Origin of the sequence: Mycobacterium timonense (genome assembly GCF_025821985.1) — a bacterium.
GTDB lineage: Bacteria > Actinomycetota > Actinomycetes > Mycobacteriales > Mycobacteriaceae > Mycobacterium > Mycobacterium avium.
In genome coordinates this window covers 39617-62765 of record NZ_JACKSY010000023.1, presented here as the reverse complement: position 1 = coordinate 62765, position 23149 = coordinate 39617, and the positions used below count along the sequence as shown (strand labels likewise).

Here is a 23149-nt window from a genome sequence, read left to right as displayed (position 1 = left end):
GATCGGTGTTGGTGCGGGCCCGCAGGTCGAACGTCTCATGCTTGGGAGGGTGGATGATGTCACCCTACCGGCCGTTCACCGATTCCTCACCGGCGCAACCGGATCTTCCACCGCACGAAGACGGCGTAACACAGCGCCAGCGCGGCCAGCATGCCCATGTCGAGCAGCCAGGTCCCCGGCGTGTGCAGCCAGAACCGATCCTGCGACAGCAGCGAATCGGGAACCAGATGGCGCAGGTCCACCGTGGCCGACGCCGCGGCGTAGCCCCAGCGCGCCGGCATCGCCCACGACAACTGGTTCAGGCCCAGCCGGCCGGTCACCGGCACCATGCCGCCGCACAGCACCAGCTGCGCCATCACGGTGACGACGAACAGCGGCATGATCTGCTCGCTGGAGCGGACCAGCGACGAGATGGCCAGGCCCAGAACGGCCGAGGCGACACACGTCGCCGCGACCGTGGCGAACAGTTCGGCGACGGCGCCGGCGGTGGAATGGCCGAACAGCACCGCGCCGCGCGTCGGGGCGCCCTTGCCGATCACCACGATCGCCGTCACGATCGCCGACTGCAGCACGGCGAACCCGCAGAACACCGCGGTCTTGGCGAGCAGGTAGGCGGTGGTCGACAGGCCCACCGCCTGCTCGCGCTGGAAGATGGCGCGTTCGCCGACCAGATCGCGAATCGTCAACGCGGTTCCCATGAATGCCGCGGCCGGCAGCAGCAGGGCCAGGATCTGCGCGGCCTCGTCGGGTGTCCCGGCCGCGGGCGCCGGAACGCGAAATCCGTTGTGGCCCGGCACGGTCAATGACAGCGAACCCAGGATGAACGGCAGCAGCGCCAGGAAGACGAAGTAGGCGCGGTCGGCCACCACCAGCCGGACCTGCCGGCGCGCGATCGTCGAAATCTGGTGCCGCAGACTGGTATGCACCGGCTCGCCCAGATCTTCGGGCTCGTCGGCGCGGTCGGATTTGTGGGACCGTTGCTGGGCCTCGCGCTGTTCCCGGAAGCGGCGGTTGGCCTCCTCGGGATCGGCGCCGACCTGAGTGAAGATCTTGGCCCAGTTGGTAGTTCCCATCGCCGGGCCGATTCGGTCGGGGGCGCCGCAGTAGGCCGTCTTGCCGCCCGGAGCCATCAGCAGCACCTGGTCGCACACGTCCAGGTAGGACAGCGAGTGGGTGACCACCAGCACCACCCGGCCGGCGTCGGCCAACTGGCGCAGCATCGTCATGACTTGAAGGTCCAGCGCGGGATCCAGGCCCGAGGTCGGTTCGTCGAGGATCAGCAGCGACGGCCCGGTCAGCAGTTCGAGGGCCACCGAGGCGCGTTTGCGCTGCCCACCGGACAGTTTGTCGACGCGGGTGTCGGCGTGCTTGGTCAGGTCGAGTTCCTCGAGGACCTGGGCGACCACCCGGGCGCGGTCGGCCTTGCCGGTGTCGGGCGGCAGCCGCAGTTCGGCGGCGTAGCCGAGCGCCTGGTTGACGGTCAGCTGGCGATGCACCACGTCGTCCTGCGGCACCATGCCGATCCGGCTGCGCAGGGAGGCGTACTCGCCGTGAATGTTGTGCCCCTCGAACGTCACCGAGCCCGAACTCGGCGTCGTGTAGCCGGCGATGAGCCGGGCCAGGGTGCTCTTTCCGGCGCCCGACCCGCCGATCACCGCGGTCAGCGTTCCCGGCCGCGCGGTCAGCGAGATGTCGTCGAGCAGCTGCTTGCCCTCGTCGACGACGTAGGTGACGTTGCGCACCTCGAGACCGCCGCTGCGCGTTGCGGTTTGGCCGCGTTCGGTCAGCGTGCCGTCGCGGAAGACCAGGTCGACGTTGCCGATGGTGACGACGTCGTCGTCGGACAGGATCGCCGAACCCACCCGGGTGCCGTTGACGAAGGTTCCGTTGACGCTGTTGTCGCGGATCTCGGTGCCCAGCGCCGTGGGCACCAGCGTCGCGTGGTGGCGCGACGCCAGGACGTCGGCGACGACGATGTCGTTGTCGGCGGCACGGCCGATCGTCATGGCGCCGGCCGTGCCCGCGGCCGAGGAGGCGCGCGGGGACAGCAGTTTCACGAACCGCGTCGCCAGGTTCGACACGTCGGCGGTCTTGGCGTCGATCACGGTGAATTCCGTTGCCGGCGTGGGCGATGTCCGCGGTGGCCCGGCCGGAGCGCTCGCGGGGCCGACGCGCGATCGGGCCGGCGAGCCGGGGACGATGACGGTGCGTTCCTCCGGCGGTGTGCTCGGCGGTCGGGCCGGCCGGCGGGGCGGCACCGGGCGCCGCGGCGGGCGCGTCGGGTTGGTCTGCTCGGCGATCGCGGTCCAGGTCAGGGTCGGCGGCCCGGAGTCATGACTCGGCCGGGGCCGGCCCGGGTGGCCCGCGTGACCCTGCTGCGGCCCCAGCGCGAAGGTCAGCCGCGGGCCGTGCGGGTTTCCGACGTGGATGCTCTGGCCGTCGTGGATGTCGACGACCGGCATCCGGTAGCCGTTGAGGTAGGTGCCGTTGAGCGAGCCGTTGTCGATCGCCAGCCAGCGGCCCTGCTCGAAACGCAGGATCAGATGCGCACGCGAGATCCGCGGATCCGGGATGCGCACATCGGCCTGCACGTGGCGTCCGACGACCACCTCGTGGCCGGCCGCGAAGGATCGTTGGGACCCGTCGTGCCGAATTGTCAGGATGGGCGGGGCGGGTCGAGTCACCACTCAAGTATCGGCCCGCGTCGACAGTGCCTCCATGAGTAGCGGCTGTGACTTCCCTTTGTTTCGGTTCGGTCACTCACAGCGCTTTCATAACCTGCCGAGGCGAATCGCCCACTGGCGTGCGGCATTATTCGAACGGGAGGGGTGCACGCAGACTGCGTCCGGACCAGCCGCGGGTGCGATCCGCATCACAGTGGAGGCGACCGGTGACGAGGGGGTGAGGCAGACGTGAACGAGCACAAGGGAACTACCCGGCGCATCGGGGCCGGGCGGCGACTGTTGAGCAACCCGCGACAGGCCCGCGCGGCGCTGCGCGCGGGCTTTCAGTCGCTGCCCGGCATGCCCATCGGGCAGCTGTTTCGCCGGATCCCGCCGGTCGATTCCCGTCCGCACCCGGAACCCGCAGCGGCGCAAGGGAATAGCGAGCCCGGCGGGCCGCGACTGACGATAGGCAACGGAGCGTCGTTCGCCGGGTACACCATTTTGCGGCAGCTGGGCGCCGGCGGTATGGCCGAGGTGTACCTGGCTCTGCATCCCCGGCTGCCGCGCCGCGACGTGATCAAGGTGCTCGCCGAGGCGGTGACGGTCGATCCCGAGTTTCGCGAAAGATTCAACCGGGAGGCCGATCTGGCCGCGACGCTGTGGCATCCGCACATCGTCGGCGTCCACGACCGCGGTGAATTCAACGGCCACCTGTGGATCTCGATGGACTACGTCGAGGGCACCGACGCCTCGCGGCTGGTCAAAGAGAGCTACGCCGACGGCATGCCGTTGGACGAGGTGTCGGCCATCGTGCAGGCGGTGGCGGGGGCGCTGGACTACGCGCACGCCCGCGGCCTACTGCACCGTGATGTGAAGCCGGCCAACATCCTGCTCACCCATCCCGAAGCGGGGGAGCGGCGAATCTTGTTGGCGGACTTCGGGGTTGCGCGGCATCTGGGCGACATCAGCGGGATCACCGAAACCAACGTCGCGGTGGGGACGGTGGCGTATGCCGCGCCCGAGCAGCTGACGGGTTCGCCCATCGACGGCCGGGCAGACCAATATGCCTTGGCCGCAACGGCTTTCCATCTGCTCACCGGTGCGCCGCCGTTCCAGCACTCCAACCCGATTGCGGTGATCGGTCAGCATCTGCACGAGGACCCGCCCCGGCTCAGCGATTTCCGGCCCGAGCTGGCCGCGCTGGACGAGGTGTTCTGCCAGGCCCTGGCCAAGGTGCCCGAGGACAGGTTCGACCGGTGTCGCGCGTTCGCCGCCGCCGTCAGCCGGGAGTGCGACGGCGCCGCCGCGATCGGCCCTGATGCCCGGTCGCGCACCGTCGCGTCGCCGGCGCATCGCCGGCGCGGGCCGGGCCGTGTCATCGCCGCCGTGACGCACCGGTTCTCGCCGCAAACCCGGTGGGCCGCCGCGTTGGTGTGCGCGGTGCTCGTCGCCGTCGCGGCGACCTGGTCGGTGCTCTACTCGTTTCAGCCCGGTGCCCCGCCGGCCAACCCCGCGCTCGCGTCGAAACCGTCGCCGCCCGCCGCCGTCGCCGCGCCCATCGCGGGCGGACCGGTGCTCAACGGGACCTACAAGCTGGACTACGACCAGACCAAGCGCACCACCAACGGCATCGGGATCCGCCACGACGGAGCCGGTACCAACTGGTGGGCCTTCCGGTCGGCGTGCACCAGCAGCGGGTGTGCGGCCACCGGGACGCGGTTGGACGACGCCACCCATCAAGCGGCCGGCGGTCCCGACGGGGACCAGACGGACACGCTGCGCTTCGTGGGCGGTTACTGGCAGGGGGCGCCCGAACAGCAACGGGTGGGCTGCACCCGGCCCGGCGGGCCGGCCGGGGCGACTCAGCAGGAGACGATCGCTCGGTCGCTGGCGCCGCAGAGCGACGGGACGCTGCGCGGCACCGAGACCGAGACGGTGCTCAGCAACGAGTGCGGTGCTCAGGGGGCGGTGGTGCGGGTGCCGGTGGTGGCCACCCGGGTCGGCGACGTGCCGCCGGGAGTGACCGTGGCCGATCCCGCTTCGGTGATCAACGCCTCGCCCACCGCGACCGCGCCGGCGCCGCCGGTGCTGGGCGGGCTGTGCAGCGATGTCGGCAAGGTCGCCTACGACCCGACCAACAACGAGCAGATCGTCTGCGAGGGCAGCAGCTGGGCCAAGGCGCCGATCACCATGGGCGTGCACGCGGCCGGCAGCTCGTGTGACCGGCCGGGCACCTCGGTGTTCGCCATGAGCACCTCCAGTGACGGCTACCTGCTGCAGTGCGATCCGGTCACCCGCACGTGGACGCGTCCCGCTGGGTAGTTGTCTTTCGGCGCCTCGGGGTTCCGGGTCTCGGGACACCATGAGGTGAGTTTCAAACTCGCTAGCGGATGCGCTAGCGAGTTTGGGAGACACGTTGTCCTTCCGGACAGGTACGCACGTGACGCATGTGGCACGGGTGGGCCTGGCGCTGACTGACTTTCGCCGCGTCGCATTCCCAATAAAATCCCCACCTATGCAGGCAGTGCGGGTGGACCCCGCTGGATTGGCAGCGATGGCTGGTCGCTGGGCGACGGCAGCGGGCGAATTGCACGTTCCAGCGGCGCCGACGGCCTCGGGATTGCCGAGCCAGGCCAGCATGGCCGCGGTCAACGCCGCTCATGCCGACGTCACGGCTTTCACGGCTGGGCTCGCCACCCGGGTGCAGACGCATTCACGTCGTGTCGCCGAGGCGGGCCGGCGCTACGCCTCCAACGAGGCGGACTCGGCGGACGCGATGGCCGCGGTGGCCCGTTCGGCGGCTCATTCGACGGTCCCCGTGTAGGCCATGGCAGCGGTGGCGGGGTTCCCCGACCTCTCGCAGGTGTTGGCGTGGCCGACCCAACACCTGACCGACGCCGCCCGCCACTGGGAGGCCGTCGGCGAGCGGAGTTACTCAGTCATCCACCAAGTCTGGCGGGACGGTCTGTCCAGTGATTGGCGAGGCCGCGCGGCGGACGCGTTGCACGCTGCGACGCACGACGACGCGGGGAAGACCAGCGGGGTCGCCGACCAACTGCGGGCAGCGGCCGGAGTCGCCCGAAGCGGCGCCTCCGAGTTGGTCGCGGCCCGCTCGCGAGTCCGCTACGCCGTCGAGGACGCCATGCGGTCGGGCTTCGATGTGTACGAAGACATGTCGGTCGCAGATCGTTCGACGGGTGGTTCGGCTGCGCAGCGAGCGGCCCGGCAGGCTCAGGCGCAAGCCTTCGCCGGTGACATACGCCGGCGCGCCGCTGAATTGGTCGCCCTGGACCAGCAGGTCGCCGGCAGAGTCACCGCGGCCACGGCCGGAATCCGCGACACGTTTCCGCAAACCCCGGATTCCGATGCGCCTCAGCGCAAACCGAAATTCCAAGCGGTCGACCACCACACCTTCAAAGAAGATCCACCGCCCAACGGATCCTATCCAGTCAACGAGGTGGTGGCCGAGGCAACCGATCTCGACGGCAACCATGTCGTGCTGCGGCGGGGCTACTACAACGCAGAAAAAAGAGAGGGATGGGGCTGGGACAAGGCGTATTGGAGGCATGGCGTGGTCAACCCCAATGTCTTCAAAGACCTGATCTCACATAGCCGTCCAGAGCACCAACCGGACGGTACGCTTCGTTATGACGTCCTTATCAACCGCGTTCACTGCGCCAGCGGCCCGCTGGGGATCGCCAGCTGCCAGGACACCGGCGAGAGTCTGACGATGAGGATCGTCGTCGATCCGCGTTCTGGGCGCGCAGATGTGTCAGATGGGGGACAGAAAGGGGTGATCACCATGTTCCCCCTCCCGGGAGGAAGTGGAGTGGTGGAGATCCGTCCGGGGTGGACTTTGACGCCGCCATGGGTGAATAACAATGTGCCCATCAACTGAACACACGGACGAGCAACGCGCATTCGCAGCCGACGTTCTGCGAAAGCTCTTGCAACACATAGTGAACCAGAACCAGTTTGCCAACGCGGCAGAAGGGCATTACACGTTTCTGGTGTCGCACGCATGGACAGAAGGGCCGATGATGTACCTGGTGTACCAGGCTCCGCCATCCGACATCAGTTGGGGCTTGGTCCGCGACACCAGAGAATCGATCCTCGACCCGAGTCCCTGGCCGGACGTAGATGAGGCAGTGCTGTACTACTACTTGCTAGATCTCGAGGAGAATTGGCCCGGGCACTTTTCCCGTCAGCCCGGGGAAACCGACACGATCTGCTGGAGAGGCGATCGACACCCAGGCCTTCCAGAACACCCATCAGACATCGACGATGAGCATCGCTACACGCCGACGGCACCGTCGTTGGCGCAGCACCGCCCGGAGCAAGCGCATCCGGTGGTCAACGAACCGCGCTTGTACGCCGACCCACCGTGATCGATCCGGTCACCGCGCGACCAGCGTGAGCCACCTTCGCGAACCCGCCCCGCCGCACTTGTCGGTGATCGCCTCTACCCTGGTGACATGGCATTTGCCACGGAACATCCAGTAGTCGCGCATTCGGAGTACCGCCCGGCCGAGGAGGCCGTCGAAGGGCTGGTGCGGGCCGGCGGCCGCTTCGAGGTGGTCAGCCCGCACGCGCCGGCCGGTGACCAGCCGGCCGCCATCGACGAGCTCGAGCGCCGCATCAGGGCGGGGGAGCGCGACGTGGTGCTGCTCGGGGCCACCGGCACCGGCAAGTCGGCCACCACCGCCTGGCTCATCGAGCGGCTGCAACGGCCCACGCTGGTGATGGCGCCCAACAAGACGCTGGCCGCCCAGCTGGCCAACGAACTGCGAGAGATGTTGCCGCACAACGCGGTTGAATACTTCGTGTCGTACTACGACTACTACCAGCCCGAGGCGTACATCGCGCAGACCGACACCTACATCGAAAAGGACAGCTCCATCAACGACGACGTCGAGCGCCTCAGGCACTCGGCGACCTCGAGCCTGCTGTCGCGCCGCGACGTGGTGGTGGTGGCCTCGGTGTCGTGCATCTACGGCCTGGGCACGCCGCAGTCCTACCTGGACCGCTCGGTGGAGCTGCGGGTCGGCACCGAGGTGCCCCGCGACGCCCTGCTGCGGCTGCTGGTCGACGTCCAATACACCCGCAACGACCTGTCCTTCACCCGCGGCTCGTTCCGGGTCCGCGGCGACACCGTCGAGATCATCCCGTCCTACGAAGAGCTGGCCGTGCGCATCGAGTTCTTCGGCGACGAGATCGAGGCGTTGTACTACCTGCACCCGCTGACCGGCGACGTGATCCGCCAAGTCGACTCGCTGCGGATCTTCCCGGCCACCCACTACGTGGCCGGCCCGGAAAGAATGGCCCACGCCATCTCCACCATCGAGCAGGAGCTGGCCGAGCGGCTGGCCGAACTGGAGGGCCAGGGCAAGCTGCTGGAGGCCCAACGGCTGCGGATGCGCACCAACTATGACATCGAGATGATGCGCCAGGTCGGATTCTGCTCGGGCATCGAGAACTACTCGCGCCACATCGACGGCCGCGGCCCGGGCTCGCCGCCGGCCACCTTGCTCGACTACTTCCCGGAAGACTTCCTGCTGGTCATCGACGAGTCCCACGTCACCGTCCCGCAGATCGGCGGCATGTACGAGGGCGACATGTCGCGCAAGCGCAACCTGGTCGAGTACGGGTTCCGGCTGCCGTCGGCCTGCGACAACCGCCCGCTCACCTGGGAGGAGTTCGCCGACCGCATCGGCCAGACGGTCTACCTGTCGGCCACCCCGGGCCCGTACGAACTCAGCCAGACCGGCGGCGAGTTCGTCGAGCAGGTGATCCGCCCCACCGGGCTGGTCGATCCCAAGGTGGTGGTCAAGCCGACCAAGGGGCAGATCGACGACCTGATCGGCGAAATCCGCAAGCGCACCGAGGCCGACGAACGGGTGCTGGTCACGACGCTGACCAAGAAGATGGCCGAGGACCTCACCGACTACCTGCTGGAGATGGGTATCCGGGTGCGCTACCTGCACTCCGAGGTCGACACGTTGCGCCGGGTGGAGCTGCTGCGCCAGCTGCGGCTGGGCGAGTACGACGTGCTGGTCGGCATCAACCTGCTGCGTGAGGGCCTCGACCTGCCCGAGGTGTCGCTGGTGGCGATCCTGGACGCCGACAAGGAAGGCTTCCTGCGGTCCGCGCGCAGCCTGATTCAAACCATCGGCCGCGCCGCCCGCAACGTCTCCGGCGAGGTGCACATGTACGCCGACACCATCACCGAGTCGATGAAGGAGGCCATCGACGAGACCGAGCGGCGCCGGGCCAAGCAGATCGCCTACAACGAGGCCCACGGCATCGACCCGCAGCCGCTGCGCAAGAAGATCGCCGACATCCTCGACCAGGTCTACCGCGAGGCCGACGACACCGAGACCGTCGAGATCGGCTCCGGGCGCAGCATGTCCCGCGGGCGGCGCGCCCAGGGCGAGCCCGGCCGGGCCGTCAGCGCCGGCATCGTCGAGGGCCGCGACACCACCAACATGCCCCGCGCCGAGCTGGCCGACCTGATCAAGGACCTCACCGCGCAGATGATGGCCGCGGCCCGCGACCTGCAGTTCGAGCTGGCCGCGCGGTTCCGCGACGAGATCGCCGACCTGAAGAAGGAGCTGCGCGGGATGGACGCCGCCGGCCTGAAATGAGTTTGCTGGCAACCGATCTCCAGCTCGCATCGCCGCGGCACGCCATACGGTAGAGGGGTGACGGATGCGGCGACCATCACCGGCGGCTGGCGAGAGCTGCTGGGCGCCAGGTATCTGAGGACCTCGATCCTGCTCGCCGGCGGGGTGGCGCTCTACGCCACGAATGAGTTCCTGACCACCAGCTTGTTGCCCAACACCATCGCCGAGATCGGCGGCAGTCGGCTCTACGCGTGGGTGACGACGCTGTATCTGGTCGGCTCGGTGGTCGCGGCCACCATGGTCAATCCGATGCTGCTGCGCGTCGGCGCGCGGGCGTCGTATCTGCTGGGGCTGGCCGTGTTCGGCGTCGCCAGCCTGGTTTGCGGTGCGGCACCCGATATGCATGTTTTGATTGCTGGGCGCGCCATGCAGGGGGTGGCCGGCGGCTTGCTGGCCGGCCTGGGCTACGCGGTGATCAACTCGGCGCTGCCACGCTGGTTGTGGACCCGCGGCTCGGCGCTGGTGTCGGCGATGTGGGGCGTCGCGACCGTGGTCGGGCCCGCGACGGGCGGGCTGTTCGCGCAGCTCGGGATCTGGCGCTGGGCCTTCGTGGTGATGGCCGTCCTGACCGCGCTGATGGCGCTGCTGGTGCCGGTCGCGCTGGCCCGCGTCGACCCGGCCCCCGCCATACCCCGGATGAAGGTGCCGGTGTGGTCGCTGCTGATCATCGGTGTCGCCTCGCTGGCGGTCAGCGTGGCGCAGATCCCGCACAACACCGCGGCGACCTTCGGGCTACTGGCGGCCGGAATCATGCTGGTCGGGCTGTTCGTGATCGTCGACTGGCGCATGCACGCCGCCATCCTGCCGCCCAGCGTGTTCTCGCCGGGGCCGCTGAAGTGGATCTACCTGACCATGGGCGTGCTGATGGCCGCCGCGATGGTGAACACCTATGTGCCGCTGTTCGGTCAGCGGCTGGCCCACCTCACCCCGATCGCGGCCGGCTTCCTGGGAGCGGCGCTCGCGCTGGGCTGGACGGTCAGCGAGATCGTCAGCGCCTCCCCGGAGAACCCGCGCACGGTGGGACGGGTGGTCATGGTGGCGCCGCTCGTGGCGGCGTCCGGGCTGGCGCTGGGGGCGGTGGCCCGGCACGGCGACGGGTCGGCCTGGACCGCCGCGCTGTGGGCGGTGGCGCTGCTGGTCGCCGGCACGGGCATCGGGATGGCCTGGCCGCATCTGTCGGCGCGGGCCATGGCGTCGGTCAACGACCCGGCCGAGGGCGGCGCCGCTTCGGCGGCGATCAACACCGTCCAGCTGACCTCCGCCGCGATCGGCGCCGGGTTGGCCGGCGTCGTCGTCAACACCGCCACCGGGGGTGACGAGATGGCCGCCCACCTGCTGTTCACCGTCTTCACCGCGCTCAGTGCGGCGGGGGTGGCCGTCTCTTACGCCGCCACCCGGGCCACCCGCCAGGCGCAGCCGGTCGGCAACGTCGGCTGAATTCAGTCCGTCGCATCATCGGCCGACAGCACCGCGGCGACCCCGTCCACCTCGGCGAAGACGTGCGCCGCATCGGCGATCTTGGCTCCCGACAACGTCATTGACACCGCGACCTCGCCGTCGTCGATGTCGTGCGGGTCGGCGTCGAGTTCGGTGAGCTGCCAGTCGCGCTGCCCGGAAAGACGCAGCAACTCGCGCAGCACGCCGCGGCCGTTGGCGTAGATGATGCGCAACCGGACCGTGCCGCGCAGCCGCGCATTGAGTTGGCGTTCCACCGCATTGAACGCCAGCGCGCTCACGAAGTGCAGCCCCACGACCGCGATCGCCAGCAGCAGCAGGCCCGCGCCGGTGGCCAAACCGATGGCCGCCGATTCCCACACCGCGGCCGCCGTGGTAAGACCGTGCACCGCACCGCGCCGGGTGATGATGATGCCGGCGCCGAGGAATCCGATCCCCGAAACCACTTGGGCCGCAACGCGAGACGGGTCCAGCACGATGCTGCCCGCCGACAGCACGTCGCTGAAGCCGTACTTGCTGACCAACATGATCAGCGCCGAGGAGGTGCCCACGATCGTCTGCGTCCGCAAACCGGCGCTCTTGCCCTGGATGGTGCGCTCCAGCCCGATGAGCGCCGTCAACCCGAACGCCGCGAACAGTTCGACGGCATGCCGCGCGCCCTGCACGCTGCCGCCCAGCAGCGGCGCCCCGGTCAGCCAGATCTGCATGCCGTCAAGCTACCCAGCATCCGGAACTTCACGCGGCCGGCGGCCGTCGTCGTCAGCGGGTGGACTTGACAACCTGCGAGTAGTGGAACTGCCACCGCTCGACGATGTGGAAGCCGAGATAGCCGGGGAATCGATATGCGGGGGCCTGCCCGAATGCGCTGCCCGGTGGCAGCGATTGCCCGGACTGATGGTCGGGCAGCGAGTTGTCCTTATTGGTGATCGTCCAGATGGTCGAGCATTTGTTGATTTTGGCCGTGGTCAGCCAGATGGCGACGTGGCCGTCCCACAGCGTCCCGACCTTGGGGCCGTATGCGCCGCGTTCGACGTCGATCAGTGACCGGAACGCCGCGGGCCGGGTGGCCAACAGCGCGCGGATCGGGCCGGGCCGCCACGGCACGGTGTTGTCCACCAGCAGACAGTCGCCGGGTGCGGCGTGCGAGCCGATCAGGTCGGCGACCTGGCTGTAGTCCCAGCCCTCCTTGGCGTACGGCCAGCGTTGCACGAACAGGTAATTCGGCAGCGCGGCAACGGCGCACAGCAGCACCGCGCCGGCGATGGGCCAGGGGCGGCGGGCCAGCGTGACGATGCAGACGGCCAGCACGATGGCCATCGCGGGCGCGGTGAAGATCAGGTAGCGCGGGTAGTAGATCGGTTCGGCGACGGCCGAGTAAACGACCACCAGCGCGGTGGGGATCACCATCCAGGCCGCGCAGAGGATCAACAACCGGCGCAGGTCGCCCGGCGGCGCCGGCACCCCGGCCAGCCGGGCCACCGCCGCCGCCACGATCAGCACGGCGCTCAGCACGGCCAGCGCGACGCTGTGGTCGAAATACTGGCGCAAGATGATGTCGAACGCGTAATGCCAGCTCACCGGGTAGATCCAGTTGACCTGCCAGACCTGGTTGTGCGCGAACAGCAGGAACGGCGTCATCGCCCCGACGGCGACGGCCGAGCTGCCGGCCCACCACAGCGCCGCCGACCTGCGTGCGCCGCGGGCCGTGAGCAGCGGCAGCATCACGCCGTACACCGGCACCATCAGCACCATGTTGAGGTTGAGCAGGATCGCCAGCATCAACGCCAGCGCGTACCCGACCCACCCGCGGGGCGCGCCGCGCCGGACGGCGGCGACGAACAACACGGTCAGCCAGACGGCGGCGGCGGCCACGAACGCGTACGGGCGCGCCTCCATGCCCGCCCACGTCATGCGGGGCAGCAGGGCGAACACGGCGCCCGCGCACACCGCCGTCCGCCGCGGGGCGAACTGCCTGGTGAACACCGTGACACCGGCGGCCGCGGCCCCGACCGCCAGGGCGCTGGGTAACCGGGAGAAGAACTCGGTGGGCGGGAACAGCGCGAACCAGCCGTGCATCAGCAGGTAATAGGCCCCGTGGACGGCGTCGATATGTCCGAGCAGCCGCCACAACTCGGGCAATGTCCGGCTGGCCGCGGCCGAGATCGTCGCCCCCTCGTCGAACCACAGCGACGGCCGGCACGCCCAGGCGGCGCTGAGCGCGGTGGCGAGCACCGCGATCGCCCACGGATCGAGCAACCTTCCCCGCGGACGGCGAGGCGCAGGTTCGGCGACGATATCCCCGGCGCCCGACTCGAAAGTCGGCTCGAGGGTGGGCATGGACATGATGCTTGTTACTTTAGGGCGCGCCCGGTGCGGCGGCTCACAAACAGCCGCCGGGGTATTCGCCGTCGGCCCCGGAATCGGCGAAAAGCGGCGCAATGCAATGCTTTCCGCGCTGCCCTCGGGGACGGGATTGTTTTGGCATCGGCGAAATTGTCCATTGCCGCAGCCGGGCCCGCCAAATTGGCAAACCCGCCGCGCCACACCGTGTCGCTGATCTACCTCCTCAGCATCGAGCAAACGCGATACTGTCTTGGGTTGGCTGACCAACCGACACTGGGAGGGTAAATGGGCGCCTATCGGACTGTCGTGGTAGGAACCGATGGCTCGGACTCGTCGATGCGTGCGGTAGAGCGGGCGGCGCAGATCGCCGGACCGGATGCCAAGCTGATCGTGGCCTCGGCGTACTTGCCCCAGCATGAGGACGCCCGGGCCGCCGACGCCCTGCGGGAAGAAAGCTACAAGGTGTCGGGCACCGCCCCGATCTATGCGATTCTGCGCGACGCCAAGGAGCGCGCCCACCAGGCCGGAGCGAAGAACGTCGACGAGCGCCCCATCGTGGGGGCCCCGGTGGATGCGCTCGTGCACCTCGCCGAGGAGGAGCAGGCGGACCTACTGGTGGTCGGCAACGTCGGTCTGAGCACCATCGCCGGACGGTTGCTGGGCTCGGTGCCGGCCAACGTGTCGCGGCGGGCCAAGACCGACGTGCTCATCGTGCACACCACCTCATGACCGCTACCGGTTGACCGTTACCAGCCCCGCTCGCGCCATTCGCTGAGGTGGGGGCGTTCGTTGCCCAACACGGTGTCGTCGCCGTGCCCGGGGTAGACGACGGTGGAGTCGTCGTACACGTCGAACACCCGGGTGGTGACGTCGTCGATCAGCTGGTCGAAGTCGCCGGGCTGCCACGTCTTGCCCACCCCGCCGGGGAACAGGCAGTCGCCGGTGAACAACTGGGTGACCCCGCCGGTCGCCGCCCCGTCCAGGGCCAGCGCGATCGAGCCGGGAGTGTGCCCGCGCAGGTGGATGACGTCGAACGCCAGCTCCCCGATGCGCACGGTGTCCCCGCCCGCCAGCAAACGATCCGGTTTGACCGGCAGTGGGTCGGCGTCGATCTCGTTGGCGGCGGTGGGCGCCCCGGTGGCGGCGGCGACGTCGGCCAGCGCCTGCCAGTGATCGAAGTGCTGGTGGCTGGTCACGATCAGCGACAGCTTGGGGGCGTAGTCGCGGATCAGGCCGATCAGCACGTCGGCGTCGTTGGCGGCGTCGATCAGCAGTGTTTCGCCGGTCGCGGAACACGTCACCAGGTACGCGTTGTTGTCCATCGGGCCCACCGACGCCTTTATGATCGTGGCGCCGGGTAGGGTCCGGCGGGCCGCGGTGCCCGGATCGACGTGTCCGGTGTAGTTGTCGCTGGGAACAACCGAGGCAGTCATAGCGGCCACGTTACTGGTCAAACGTTGCTTGTCGGTATGGGCACCTAGCATGGAATGCGCCGTGCGCATACCGGCTGTACGGAGCGGATTCATTGAGAGAGGGCAGCGTGGCTGACCGTCTGATCGTCAAGGGCGCCCGCGAGCACAACCTGCGCGGCGTCGACCTCGACCTGCCCCGGGATGCGCTGATCGTGTTCACCGGGCTGTCGGGATCGGGCAAATCGTCGCTGGCCTTCGACACCATCTTCGCCGAGGGGCAGCGGCGCTACGTGGAGTCGCTGTCGGCCTACGCCCGCCAGTTCCTGGGGCAGATGGACAAGCCGGACGTGGACTTCATCGAGGGGCTGTCGCCGGCGGTGTCCATCGACCAGAAGTCCACCAACCGCAACCCGCGCTCGACCGTCGGCACCATCACCGAGGTCTACGACTACCTGCGGCTGCTCTACGCCCGCGCGGGCACCCCGCATTGCCCGGTGTGCGGCGAGCGGATCGCCCGGCAGACGCCCCAGCAAATCGTCGACCAGGTGCTGGCGATGCCCGAGGGCACCCGGTTCTTGGTGCTGGCCCCGGTGGTGCGCACCCGCAAGGGCGAGTTCGCCGACCTGTTCGAGAAGCTCAACGCCCAGGGCTACAGCCGGGTCCGGGTGGACGGCGTGGTGCATCCGCTGACCGATCCGCCGAAGCTGAAGAAGCAGGAAAAGCACGACATCGAGGTGGTGGTGGACCGCCTCACCGTCAAGGCGTCCGCCAAGCAGCGGCTCACCGATTCGGTGGAGACCGCGCTGAACCTGGCCGACGGCATCGTGGTGCTGGAATTCGTCGACCACGAACACGACGCGCACAACCGCGAGCAGCGGTTCTCCGAGAAGCTGGCCTGCCCCAACGGGCACGCGCTGGCGGTCGACGACCTGGAACCGCGGTCGTTCTCGTTCAACTCGCCCTACGGCGCCTGCCCCGAGTGCAGCGGGCTCGGCATCCGCAAGGAGGTCGACCCCGACCTGGTGGTGCCCGACCCGGAGCGCACCCTGGCCGAGGGGGCGGTGGCGCCGTGGTCGACGGGCCACACCGCGGAGTACTTCACCCGGATGATGGCCGGGCTCGGCGACGAGCTGGGCTTCGACGTCGACACCCCCTGGCGCAAGCTGCCGGCCAAGGCCCGCAAGGCGATTCTCGAGGGTTCCGACCACCAGGTGCATGTGCGCTACCGCAACCGGTACGGCCGGACCCGCTCGTACTACGCCGATTTCGAGGGCGTGCTGGCGTTCCTGCAGCGCAAGATGGCCCAGACCGAGTCGGAGCAGATGAAGGAGCGCTACGAGGGCTTCATGCGCGACGTGCCCTGCCCGGTCTGCGAGGGCACCCGGCTGAAGCCGGAGATCCTGGCCGTCACGCTGGCGGCGGGGCGGCACGGGAAGAAATCCATCGCCGAGGTGTGCGAGCTGTCCATCTCGGATTGCGCGGAGTTCCTCAACACGCTCACCCTGGGGCCCCGCGAGCAGGCGATCGCCGGGCAGGTGCTCAAGGAGATCCAGTCCCGGCTGGGGTTCCTGCTCGACGTCGGGCTGGAATATCTGTCGCTGTCGCGTGCGGCGGCCACCCTGTCCGGCGGTGAGGCGCAACGCATCCGGCTGGCCACCCAGATCGGGTCCGGGCTGGTGGGGGTGCTCTACGTGCTCGACGAGCCGTCCATCGGTCTGCACCAGCGCGACAACCGCCGGCTTATCGAAACCCTCACGCGATTAAGGGATTTGGGTAACACGCTGATCGTCGTGGAGCACGACGAGGACACCATCGCCCATGCCGACTGGATCGTGGACATCGGCCCGCGGGCCGGTGAGCACGGCGGCCAGATCGTGCACAGCGGAACCTATGCCGAGCTGCTGGCCAACCAGGACTCGATCACCGGGGCCTACCTGTCCGGCAAGGAAAGCATCGAGATGCCGGCGATCCGGCGCCCGGTCGACCGGCGCCGCCAGCTCACCGTGGTAGGGGCGCGCGAGCACAACCTGCGCGGCATCGACGTGTCGTTCCCGCTCGGTGTGCTGACGTCGGTGACGGGCGTGTCGGGCTCGGGCAAATCGACTCTGGTGAACGACATCCTGGCGACGGTGCTGGCCAACCGGCTCAACGGCGCCCGGCTGGTGCCGGGCCGGCACACCCGGGTCACCGGGCTGGACCACCTGGACAAGCTGGTGCGGGTGGACCAGTCGCCGATCGGGCGCACACCGCGGTCCAACCCGGCCACCTACACCGGCGTGTTCGACAAGATCCGCACCCTGTTCGCCGCCACCACCGAGGCCAAAGTTCGTGGCTATCAACCGGGCCGGTTCTCGTTCAACGTCAAGGGCGGCCGGTGCGAGGCGTGCACGGGCGACGGCACCATCAAGATCGAGATGAACTTCCTGCCCGACGTGTACGTGCCGTGCGAGGTCTGCCACGGCGCCCGCTACAACCGGGAGACCCTGGAGGTGCATTACAAGGGCAAGACCATCTCCGAGGTGCTGGACATGTCCATCGAGGAGGCGGCGGAGTTCTTCGAGCCGATCACCGGCATCCACCGCTACCTGCGCACCCTGGTCGACGTCGGCCTGGGTTATGTGCGGCTCGGCCAGCCGGCGCCCACCCTGTCCGGTGGCGAGGCGCAGCGCGTCAAACTGGCCGCCGAACTGCAGAAGCGCTCCACCGGCCGCACCATCTACATCCTCGACGAGCCCACCACGGGGCTGCATTTCGACGACATCCGCAAGCTGCTGAAGGTCATCAACGGCCTTGTCGACAAAGGCAACACGGTGATCGTCATCGAACACAACCTGGACGTGATCAAGACCTCCGACTGGATCGTCGACATGGGCCCGGAGGGCGGTGCCGAGGGCGGAACCGTTGTCGCGCAAGGCACTCCGGAGGACGTCGCCGCGGTGCCGGAGAGCTACACCGGCAAGTTCCTCGCCGAGGTGATCGGCCGTGGCGGGGCGGCGGCCGGCGCCCCGCGCCGGTCGAGCCGGCGCCGCAAAGCCACCGCCTGAGTCAATCCTGCTGCGGCCGCATGGACTCGCGGATCTGGGCCAGCCGCCGTGCGGCGGCGCGTTTCCGCTCGTCGTACTGCTCGGCGACCGATCGGCCTTCGGGCGATTCCGCGTTGAGGTCGGCGGCGCCCTGCGCCGTCGCGTAGCGCGCCTCGATCTTGTCCCGGACGGAATCGAAGGTGGGCACGCCGGCGTTGTCGTAGCCGGCGTCGGCCGGCGTAGCTGATTCGTCGGGCATGCGGTTACGCTACTGCGGCGGCGATCGAAATAGGCAACGCCTGTTGTCACCGTTGGGCGTCAAATCATCGGCACAGACGATTGGGGAAGATTCGTCGCTGCACGCCACATTTTCCATGCTCTGGCCGGGACCGGCGTTAACCATAAATCGGCCGCCACCGCGGTTACTGAACAGTAGCTGTTCTATTCGCCAAATCCCATGCGCCGCTGAGCAAGCGCGCCGTGCAACTTCTTGCCCGAGCCGAAGGGACGTAATTAGCTGCTTGTGCCACAATCACCTTGGTTATTTGTCACGAGTCTTATTAACAAACAAATTGGTGCTGAAGGCTCGGTCAAAAATGGCTCGGATCGTACGGCAAATGAGTGGAGGTAAACATGGAAGCGGCTCAGCTCGCGGCAAGAGAGATTAGCGACGGCCCGTGGCCGGAGACCGGATTCGGCTGGTACGACCAGGCGACGGGTTGTCGGGTCACCGCGTCGACGCCGGAAGCGGAGCCCGAATTGTGGAATCAATATCTGGACGGCGCACTCGAGAGTTATCGCAAGCACGGCCTGGACTGGGTGCTCGACCTGGAGCGGATCAGGGATGGCGCCGACACGATCCTGTTCTTTGCCGCGCTTGACCCCCAAGGTCGGGTCGTCGGGGGGACGCGGGTGGTGGGGCCGTTGCGGTCTCCGGAGGATTCGCACGCCCTGAAGGAGTGGAAAGGAAACCCGGGGCTTCCGCTGCTGCGCTACATGATTGCCAACCGGATTCCCTTTGGCGTCGTGGAAGTGAAAAGCGCATGGACGAATTCCCGCGAATACGGCAATCGGGCCCTTTCCACCGTGCTGGCCCGCACCGCGTTGCCGACGATGACGCTGCTCGGTGCCCAGTTCGTCATGGCCACCGCGGCGGCGCACGTGCTCGAGCAGTGGCAGTCCTCCGGCGGTGTGGTGGCGTCTCGGGTGCCGGCGGCGGCCTATCCCAACGAGAACTACCGAACCAAGGTGATGTGGTGGGACCGCCGCACCCTCGCCGCCCATGCCGATCCGGCGCAATTCAAGTTGATGTGCGCCGAGAACACCGAAATCCTCAGCCGCCTATCGGCATAGGTTTCTGATGGCCTGCTGCTAGACCACGTGCTGGTTTTCGGGAGCGCCCCCGTCCGAGAACCTCATCGGTATAGCGCCTTTGATCAGAAGCGCTTCCATACCCGCGCTGTCGAGTGGGCGTGACAGCAGGAAGCCTTGTGCGCGATGGCAGCCCAGGCTGAGCAGCGTCTCGGCCGCTGCCACCGTTTCCACACCCTCGGCCACAACGTCGAGCCCGAACGCGTCGGCGAGGGCCAGCGTGGAACGCACGATTGCCAGGTCACCGGGATTGGTATCGAGACTCTGGACGAAACCCTTGTCGATCTTGAGCGAGTCGACGGGCAGCGATTTGAGGTATGTCAGCACACTGTAACCGGTGCCGAAGTCATCGATGGCGATCTGCACTCCGATGTCCTTCAGCCCGAACAACGTCTGACGCGTCGCGTCGATGTCTTGGACCACAACGCTTTCGGTGATCTCGAGGCACACGGTGCTCGGATCGAGGCCGAACTCGTCGAGGGTGGCCGCGACGGTGTCAACTATGCCGGCCGTGACCAGCTGGACGGGCGAGACGTTGATTCGCAGCACGGTTCCCTGTCCGACGCCGCGTGACCGCCACTGTCCGAATTGCGCACACGCTGACCGCATGACCAGGCGGCCCAATTTGGCACCCAGGTTGATTGATTCAGCGACCTGGATGAACGAGTCAGGCATCAACAAGCCCAGAGTGGGGTGTTGCCAACGCGTTAGCGCCTCGGTGCCGAGGATCTCGCCGGTACGCATGTCGAATTCCGGCAGGTAGTGCAAGACCAGCGCACCGCTGCCGCCGTCGATCATCCCTTCCAGGTACAGCTCGATGTCGTTGCGGATCGTGTCTATTGTCGACATCTCCGGGCGGAAGGTCGCGACGTTGTTGCCGCCGGCGGCCTTGGCCGATCGGGTGGCCTGGTCCACCCGGCGGAGCAAATCCGACGTGCTCTCGTCCCCCGGTATGCCGGCCGCGACGCCGATACTGACGGTGCGGCTGAGCATTTCATCGTCGATTGCGATCGGATGGTGAAGCCGCTCGTGCAATGAGTGCGCAAAACTTTCGGCCGCTTCGACATCCATCGGCGCAGCCGGCACGACGCCGAACTCGTCGCCCCCGAAACGGGCGATGACGGACGGTATTTCGGTGGCTTCGCGGAGTAGCGCGGCGAAGGCGTCGATGAATCGGTCGCCGGCGTCTTGGCCGAGGCGGCCGTTGATGACTTTGAAGCGGTCGATCGCGAGGAACACGACTGGAACCGGGCCGGGCTGTCCCGGCGCCAGCCGCTTGTCGAGGTGCGCGATGAGCGCTCTGCGGTTCAGCAACCCGGTAAGTTCGTCATGCTCGGCAAGGTAGTGAATTTGCTCTTCGGCGACGACACGGGCTTGCAGCTGCGCAAAGAGTGCCGCGATCGCCTGTAACGCATTGAGTTCCTCGGATAGCCATTCGCGATCGCCGAACTTGACGAATCCCAGGGTCCCGGTGGTGACATCTCCGGACAGCAGCGGAACGGCGGCCAGGGAGACCTCGGGGATTCCGGTGCCGTCTTCGATATTGCGTTGATAGTCGGCATTCGCCGGTTCGGGACGTAGAACATCGGGTTCTTTCATCGTCTCGACCCGCGCGAAGACAGAGTCGGCGTCGGCGAAATAGATCACCCCGAGAGGGTCGGGGTCCACGTTGCGCGGGGGCCATTCAGCAACGAGCACTGTCGCGCGGATGCTGTGATCGTTGTGCCGCAGAAACCCGAAATTAACGCCGAAGTGGCTGACGAGGTCGGCGAGCACCCGTTCGCTGATCTGGGCGGCGTCTGCCGCGGTGGCCGCCATCAGTTCCGCGGCGGCAGCGGTGACCAGGTGGTCCAAGGTGCCCGACATTGCCCTTACCGTAGCCTCCTACGACGGGCAAGGCAGGCATTGTGCGCCGCATCACGGGGATGGGTGCGTGACAGCCTTGGGATCCCAAAGCGGTGCCTTATACAACGGTTCAACTGAGCACCCGGGCTCGATCGATGCTTCGCCGGCTCGCCACCGATGTCGGTGGTCCCGCGGTGAACCGGAGTAGGAGCACGGCTGACTCGTCTGCTGGAATGTCGACCAAACTGCGAAAATCGCGTTCCAATTGCATTAGCTCATCAGCGAACTGGAGCGAAAGTTCCTCGAACTCGGTTCGGGTGTGGGCGTACAGGAATACCGGCGAAACCGGCTGCACCGCGAGCCCCGCCCGCTGCGCGATGATCCAGACCAGTTCGACGGCCGCTCCGCCACGTGCGTAGTCTCGGAGGTCCTGGCCCGGCACGGTGATCGCGGCCAGTGCAGAACTGGCTAGTAGCCGGTTGCGGATGTCGTCGCCCAGTGCGCTGCCCGCGTTCCACTCGGCGAGGTGCGCCATGATGTCCGTGCGTCGCAGAATATCCAGCATGGCCAAGTCGCCCGCATCGAGTTCGAGGCTGCGCACATCGATACCGGTGTCGGGATCGGCATCGCCGGGCCAGCGCAGTTCGGAGATCATCTCTTGGTGCAGTTGCGGTGTCAGGTAGCGAATGCGGTCGGATTCACCCAAAAGTATTGCTGCACGCCATATTTGGTCTTTCTGTGTGAGCAGACGCAGTTGCGCGCCTTCCCGTTGCGCTGCGGTGCTGAGGGCCTCGACGAGGGCGGGGTCGATCGCTTCTGGCTTTCCATGGTGCCGGTTGGTTTCGCGTTGCAGCATCGGTTGATAGAGCCGCGCCAGGCCGGGGTCGGTGCCGTCGGCCATTTCCAGGGTGGCGCGCAACAGTGAGCCATCGACCTGCTCCTCGAGTTTGACCGGTCCGAGAATGTGGTGGGCGGCCGCGGCGATTTTTGCGTTGAGCAGGGCAGCGCCCACCGCGACCGCACTGCCACGGAAGCCGACGTCCATGGTCGAAGTGTGTTGGGGGGCAATGTCGATGGTGACGTCGGCGGGTCCGGCTTGGACATGCCACGGCTGTACGTTTCCGCCGGACGGTGCACGAATCGCCGCGGCGGCGATGATCCCCGTCATCCCGGGCAGTTCCAGCGGGTCGTGATCGTCCACCAGTACGGGACCGTGCCGCGCTACGTGGGGCTCGTCGAGGTGATCGAACGCCGAGCCGATATCGATGCGAGTGCGGCCCGAGTGCAGCTTCTCGCCGAGTCCGATTCGACGCACGGCTTCGGCCAGCGCCGCCGCTCCCAGTACCACATCCGAGGCCAACTGCGGCCAGGTCGACAGCGTGCGGTCGACCTCGATCAGCGACGCCGCGCCGCGCGACGATAATTGTTCAGCTTCAAGGTAACCGAGGATGTGTCGCACCTTTTCGCGGCTGGTCATGCTGGGAAGTAACTCAATGTCGAGATCGCCCATCAAGCCATGCAGGATCGGGCGCGCAGGTTCTTGATCGAAGCGTTCCACGTCGACCAACCCGCGATCGCTGGTGGCCATCAACACCGGAATCCGGCGGACGCGCGCGGCTTCCCGAAGGGTGGCCTTGATGTCCAGCGAATCGCACTCCTCGATGACGATGTCCAGCCCGTCAAGGAATGCGTCGACGTTGTCCAGAGCGAGTCCCGCGTCGAATATTTCGACGTCGATATAGGGATCGAGCTCGGCGATTCTCCGCGCGGCCACCCGTGCCTTGTTGAGGCCGAGGTCGAACACCGTTGCCGGCACCCGATTCAGGTTCGAAAGTTCGATGTGATCGAAGTCGGCCAGGCGGAGGCGACCACCCAGTCCCTGGGCGGCCAGGGTGTGTGCGATCACGTGCCCGACGCTCAGTCCCGCCACGCCGATACTCAGCGCGCCAAGCTTTTCCTGCTCTTGCGGCGTGATGTTGTGGCGGTTGCGGTCCAACCGGACCGCGCGGTATCCGCGCGGGCCCAGGACCGCCACGGCCGTGCGCCGCCAGGGGTAGTAAGCCCATCGGCCCGGCTCCGTAAGAAGCTCAGGCGGCGGGGCGGGACGAAGGCTGCCGAGGTTGGCCAACTGTGCATCGAGGCGGTCGATGAACTCAACGCACGGTTCGGCTCGCAGCCGCTGTAACGTCAACTCGTCGTTCGGCTCACCGATCTCGAGAAGTTGCGCGGCATAGGCGGTCACGGCGGGCGCATCCATGGTGCTTCGTGTATAGCACCTGGCCGGTGGGCCAGCGGCTCAAACGCAAACGCCCGGCCGAAAATGTGACGTCGGTCGGGTAGTGAGCGGCCTG

The 23149-nt window shown here is 67.7% G+C and carries 16 protein-coding genes; 9 read left to right on the top strand and 7 right to left on the bottom strand.

Features of this window, described 5'->3' with window-relative positions:
• Positions 1-86: 86 nt before the first annotated feature.
• Positions 87-2687, bottom strand: coding sequence for an ATP-binding cassette domain-containing protein (locus tag H7I87_RS07480; protein ID WP_023861760.1), 2601 nt, complete (start codon positions 2685-2687; stop codon positions 87-89).
• Between the two features lie 225 nt (positions 2688-2912).
• Here H7I87_RS07480 and H7I87_RS07475 point away from each other — a divergent pair, with 225 nt between their 5' ends.
• From H7I87_RS07475 to H7I87_RS07450, 6 genes are all read left to right on the top strand, one after another.
• Positions 2913-4988, top strand: coding sequence for a serine/threonine-protein kinase (locus H7I87_RS07475; protein WP_011725287.1), 2076 nt, complete (start codon positions 2913-2915; stop codon positions 4986-4988).
• A gap of 193 nt (positions 4989-5181) precedes the next feature.
• Positions 5182-5490 (top strand): hypothetical protein, encoded by a 309-nt coding sequence (locus tag H7I87_RS07470; RefSeq protein ID WP_023881779.1) that lies wholly within the window; start codon positions 5182-5184, stop codon positions 5488-5490.
• Between the two features lie 3 nt (positions 5491-5493).
• Complete coding sequence (locus H7I87_RS07465) at positions 5494-6564, top strand: hypothetical protein (protein WP_063967186.1); 1071 nt, start codon at positions 5494-5496, stop codon at positions 6562-6564.
• Between the two features lie 61 nt (positions 6565-6625).
• The gene (locus H7I87_RS07460; RefSeq protein ID WP_224119133.1) at positions 6626-7054 is read left to right on the top strand and encodes a hypothetical protein; all 429 of its coding nucleotides are present in this window, start codon (positions 6626-6628) and stop codon (positions 7052-7054) included.
• Positions 7055-7141: 87 nt separating this feature from the next.
• Positions 7142-9310, top strand: a complete 2169-nt coding sequence (gene uvrB, locus H7I87_RS07455) for an excinuclease ABC subunit UvrB (RefSeq protein WP_011725283.1) — start codon at positions 7142-7144, stop codon at positions 9308-9310.
• Positions 9311-9367: 57 nt separating this feature from the next.
• Complete coding sequence (locus tag H7I87_RS07450; RefSeq protein WP_011725282.1) at positions 9368-10786, top strand: MFS transporter; 1419 nt, start codon at positions 9368-9370, stop codon at positions 10784-10786.
• Positions 10787-10788: 2 nt separating this feature from the next.
• Here the strand turns inward: H7I87_RS07450 and H7I87_RS07445 are convergent, their stop codons facing one another.
• Together H7I87_RS07445 and H7I87_RS07440 are read right to left on the bottom strand one after the other, a co-directional pair.
• Entirely contained in the window at positions 10789-11511 is a 723-nt protein-coding gene (locus H7I87_RS07445; RefSeq protein WP_003876250.1) for an MgtC/SapB family protein, read from the bottom strand.
• Between the two features lie 52 nt (positions 11512-11563).
• Entirely contained in the window at positions 11564-13147 is a 1584-nt protein-coding gene (locus H7I87_RS07440) for a mannosyltransferase (RefSeq protein ID WP_033711996.1), read from the bottom strand.
• Positions 13148-13432: 285 nt separating this feature from the next.
• On the opposite strand from H7I87_RS07440, the gene H7I87_RS07435 reads away from it, so the two are divergent.
• A complete protein-coding gene (locus H7I87_RS07435; RefSeq protein WP_009977337.1) occupies positions 13433-13876 on the top strand; it encodes a universal stress protein in 444 nt (147 codons plus the stop codon).
• 17 nt (positions 13877-13893) lie between these two features.
• On the opposite strand, the gene H7I87_RS07430 is transcribed toward H7I87_RS07435, so the two are convergent.
• Positions 13894-14580, bottom strand: coding sequence for an MBL fold metallo-hydrolase (locus H7I87_RS07430; RefSeq protein WP_031344328.1), 687 nt, complete (start codon positions 14578-14580; stop codon positions 13894-13896).
• Between the two features lie 107 nt (positions 14581-14687).
• Between H7I87_RS07430 and uvrA the strand changes: the two genes are divergently transcribed.
• Positions 14688-17603: an excinuclease ABC subunit UvrA gene (uvrA, locus tag H7I87_RS07425; RefSeq protein WP_011725278.1), complete on the top strand. Its 2916-nt coding sequence runs from the start codon at positions 14688-14690 to the stop codon at positions 17601-17603.
• Position 17604: 1 nt separating this feature from the next.
• Here the strand turns inward: uvrA and H7I87_RS07420 are convergent, their stop codons facing one another.
• Entirely contained in the window at positions 17605-17841 is a 237-nt protein-coding gene (locus tag H7I87_RS07420) for a hypothetical protein (RefSeq protein WP_011725277.1), read from the bottom strand.
• A 374-nt stretch (positions 17842-18215) separates the two neighbouring features.
• On the opposite strand from H7I87_RS07420, the gene H7I87_RS07415 reads away from it, so the two are divergent.
• Complete coding sequence (locus tag H7I87_RS07415) at positions 18216-18935, top strand: hypothetical protein (protein ID WP_031344330.1); 720 nt, start codon at positions 18216-18218, stop codon at positions 18933-18935.
• A gap of 18 nt (positions 18936-18953) precedes the next feature.
• On the opposite strand, the gene H7I87_RS07410 is transcribed toward H7I87_RS07415, so the two are convergent.
• Both H7I87_RS07410 and H7I87_RS07405 read right to left on the bottom strand, forming a co-directional pair.
• Positions 18954-20819: a putative bifunctional diguanylate cyclase/phosphodiesterase gene (locus H7I87_RS07410; RefSeq protein ID WP_011725275.1), complete on the bottom strand. Its 1866-nt coding sequence runs from the start codon at positions 20817-20819 to the stop codon at positions 18954-18956.
• A gap of 109 nt (positions 20820-20928) precedes the next feature.
• Positions 20929-23055: an Rv1355c family protein gene (locus H7I87_RS07405; RefSeq protein ID WP_023871280.1), complete on the bottom strand. Its 2127-nt coding sequence runs from the start codon at positions 23053-23055 to the stop codon at positions 20929-20931.
• Between the last annotated feature and the right edge of the window lie 94 nt (positions 23056-23149).

What these genes read in the sequence shown, in the direction of transcription:
- H7I87_RS07470 (WP_023881779.1), top strand. Translation starts at nt 5,182, where the DNA reads ATGCAGGCAGTGCGGGTGGACCCCGCTGGATTGGCAGCGATGGCTGGT.
- H7I87_RS07465 (WP_063967186.1), top strand. Translation starts at nt 5,494, where the DNA reads ATGGCAGCGGTGGCGGGGTTCCCCGACCTCTCGCAGGTGTTGGCGTGG.
- uvrB (WP_011725283.1), top strand. Translation starts at nt 7,142, where the DNA reads ATGGCATTTGCCACGGAACATCCAGTAGTCGCGCATTCGGAGTACCGC.
- H7I87_RS07445 (WP_003876250.1), bottom strand. Translation starts at nt 11,511, where the DNA reads ATGCAGATCTGGCTGACCGGGGCGCCGCTGCTGGGCGGCAGCGTGCAG.
- H7I87_RS07440 (WP_033711996.1), bottom strand. Translation starts at nt 13,147, where the DNA reads ATGTCCATGCCCACCCTCGAGCCGACTTTCGAGTCGGGCGCCGGGGAT.
- H7I87_RS07435 (WP_009977337.1), top strand. Translation starts at nt 13,433, where the DNA reads ATGGGCGCCTATCGGACTGTCGTGGTAGGAACCGATGGCTCGGACTCG.
- H7I87_RS07430 (WP_031344328.1), bottom strand. Translation starts at nt 14,580, where the DNA reads ATGACTGCCTCGGTTGTTCCCAGCGACAACTACACCGGACACGTCGAT.
- H7I87_RS07420 (WP_011725277.1), bottom strand. Translation starts at nt 17,841, where the DNA reads ATGCCCGACGAATCAGCTACGCCGGCCGACGCCGGCTACGACAACGCC.
- H7I87_RS07415 (WP_031344330.1), top strand. Translation starts at nt 18,216, where the DNA reads ATGGAAGCGGCTCAGCTCGCGGCAAGAGAGATTAGCGACGGCCCGTGG.
- H7I87_RS07410 (WP_011725275.1), bottom strand. Translation starts at nt 20,819, where the DNA reads ATGTCGGGCACCTTGGACCACCTGGTCACCGCTGCCGCCGCGGAACTG.
- H7I87_RS07405 (WP_023871280.1), bottom strand. Translation starts at nt 23,055, where the DNA reads ATGGATGCGCCCGCCGTGACCGCCTATGCCGCGCAACTTCTCGAGATC.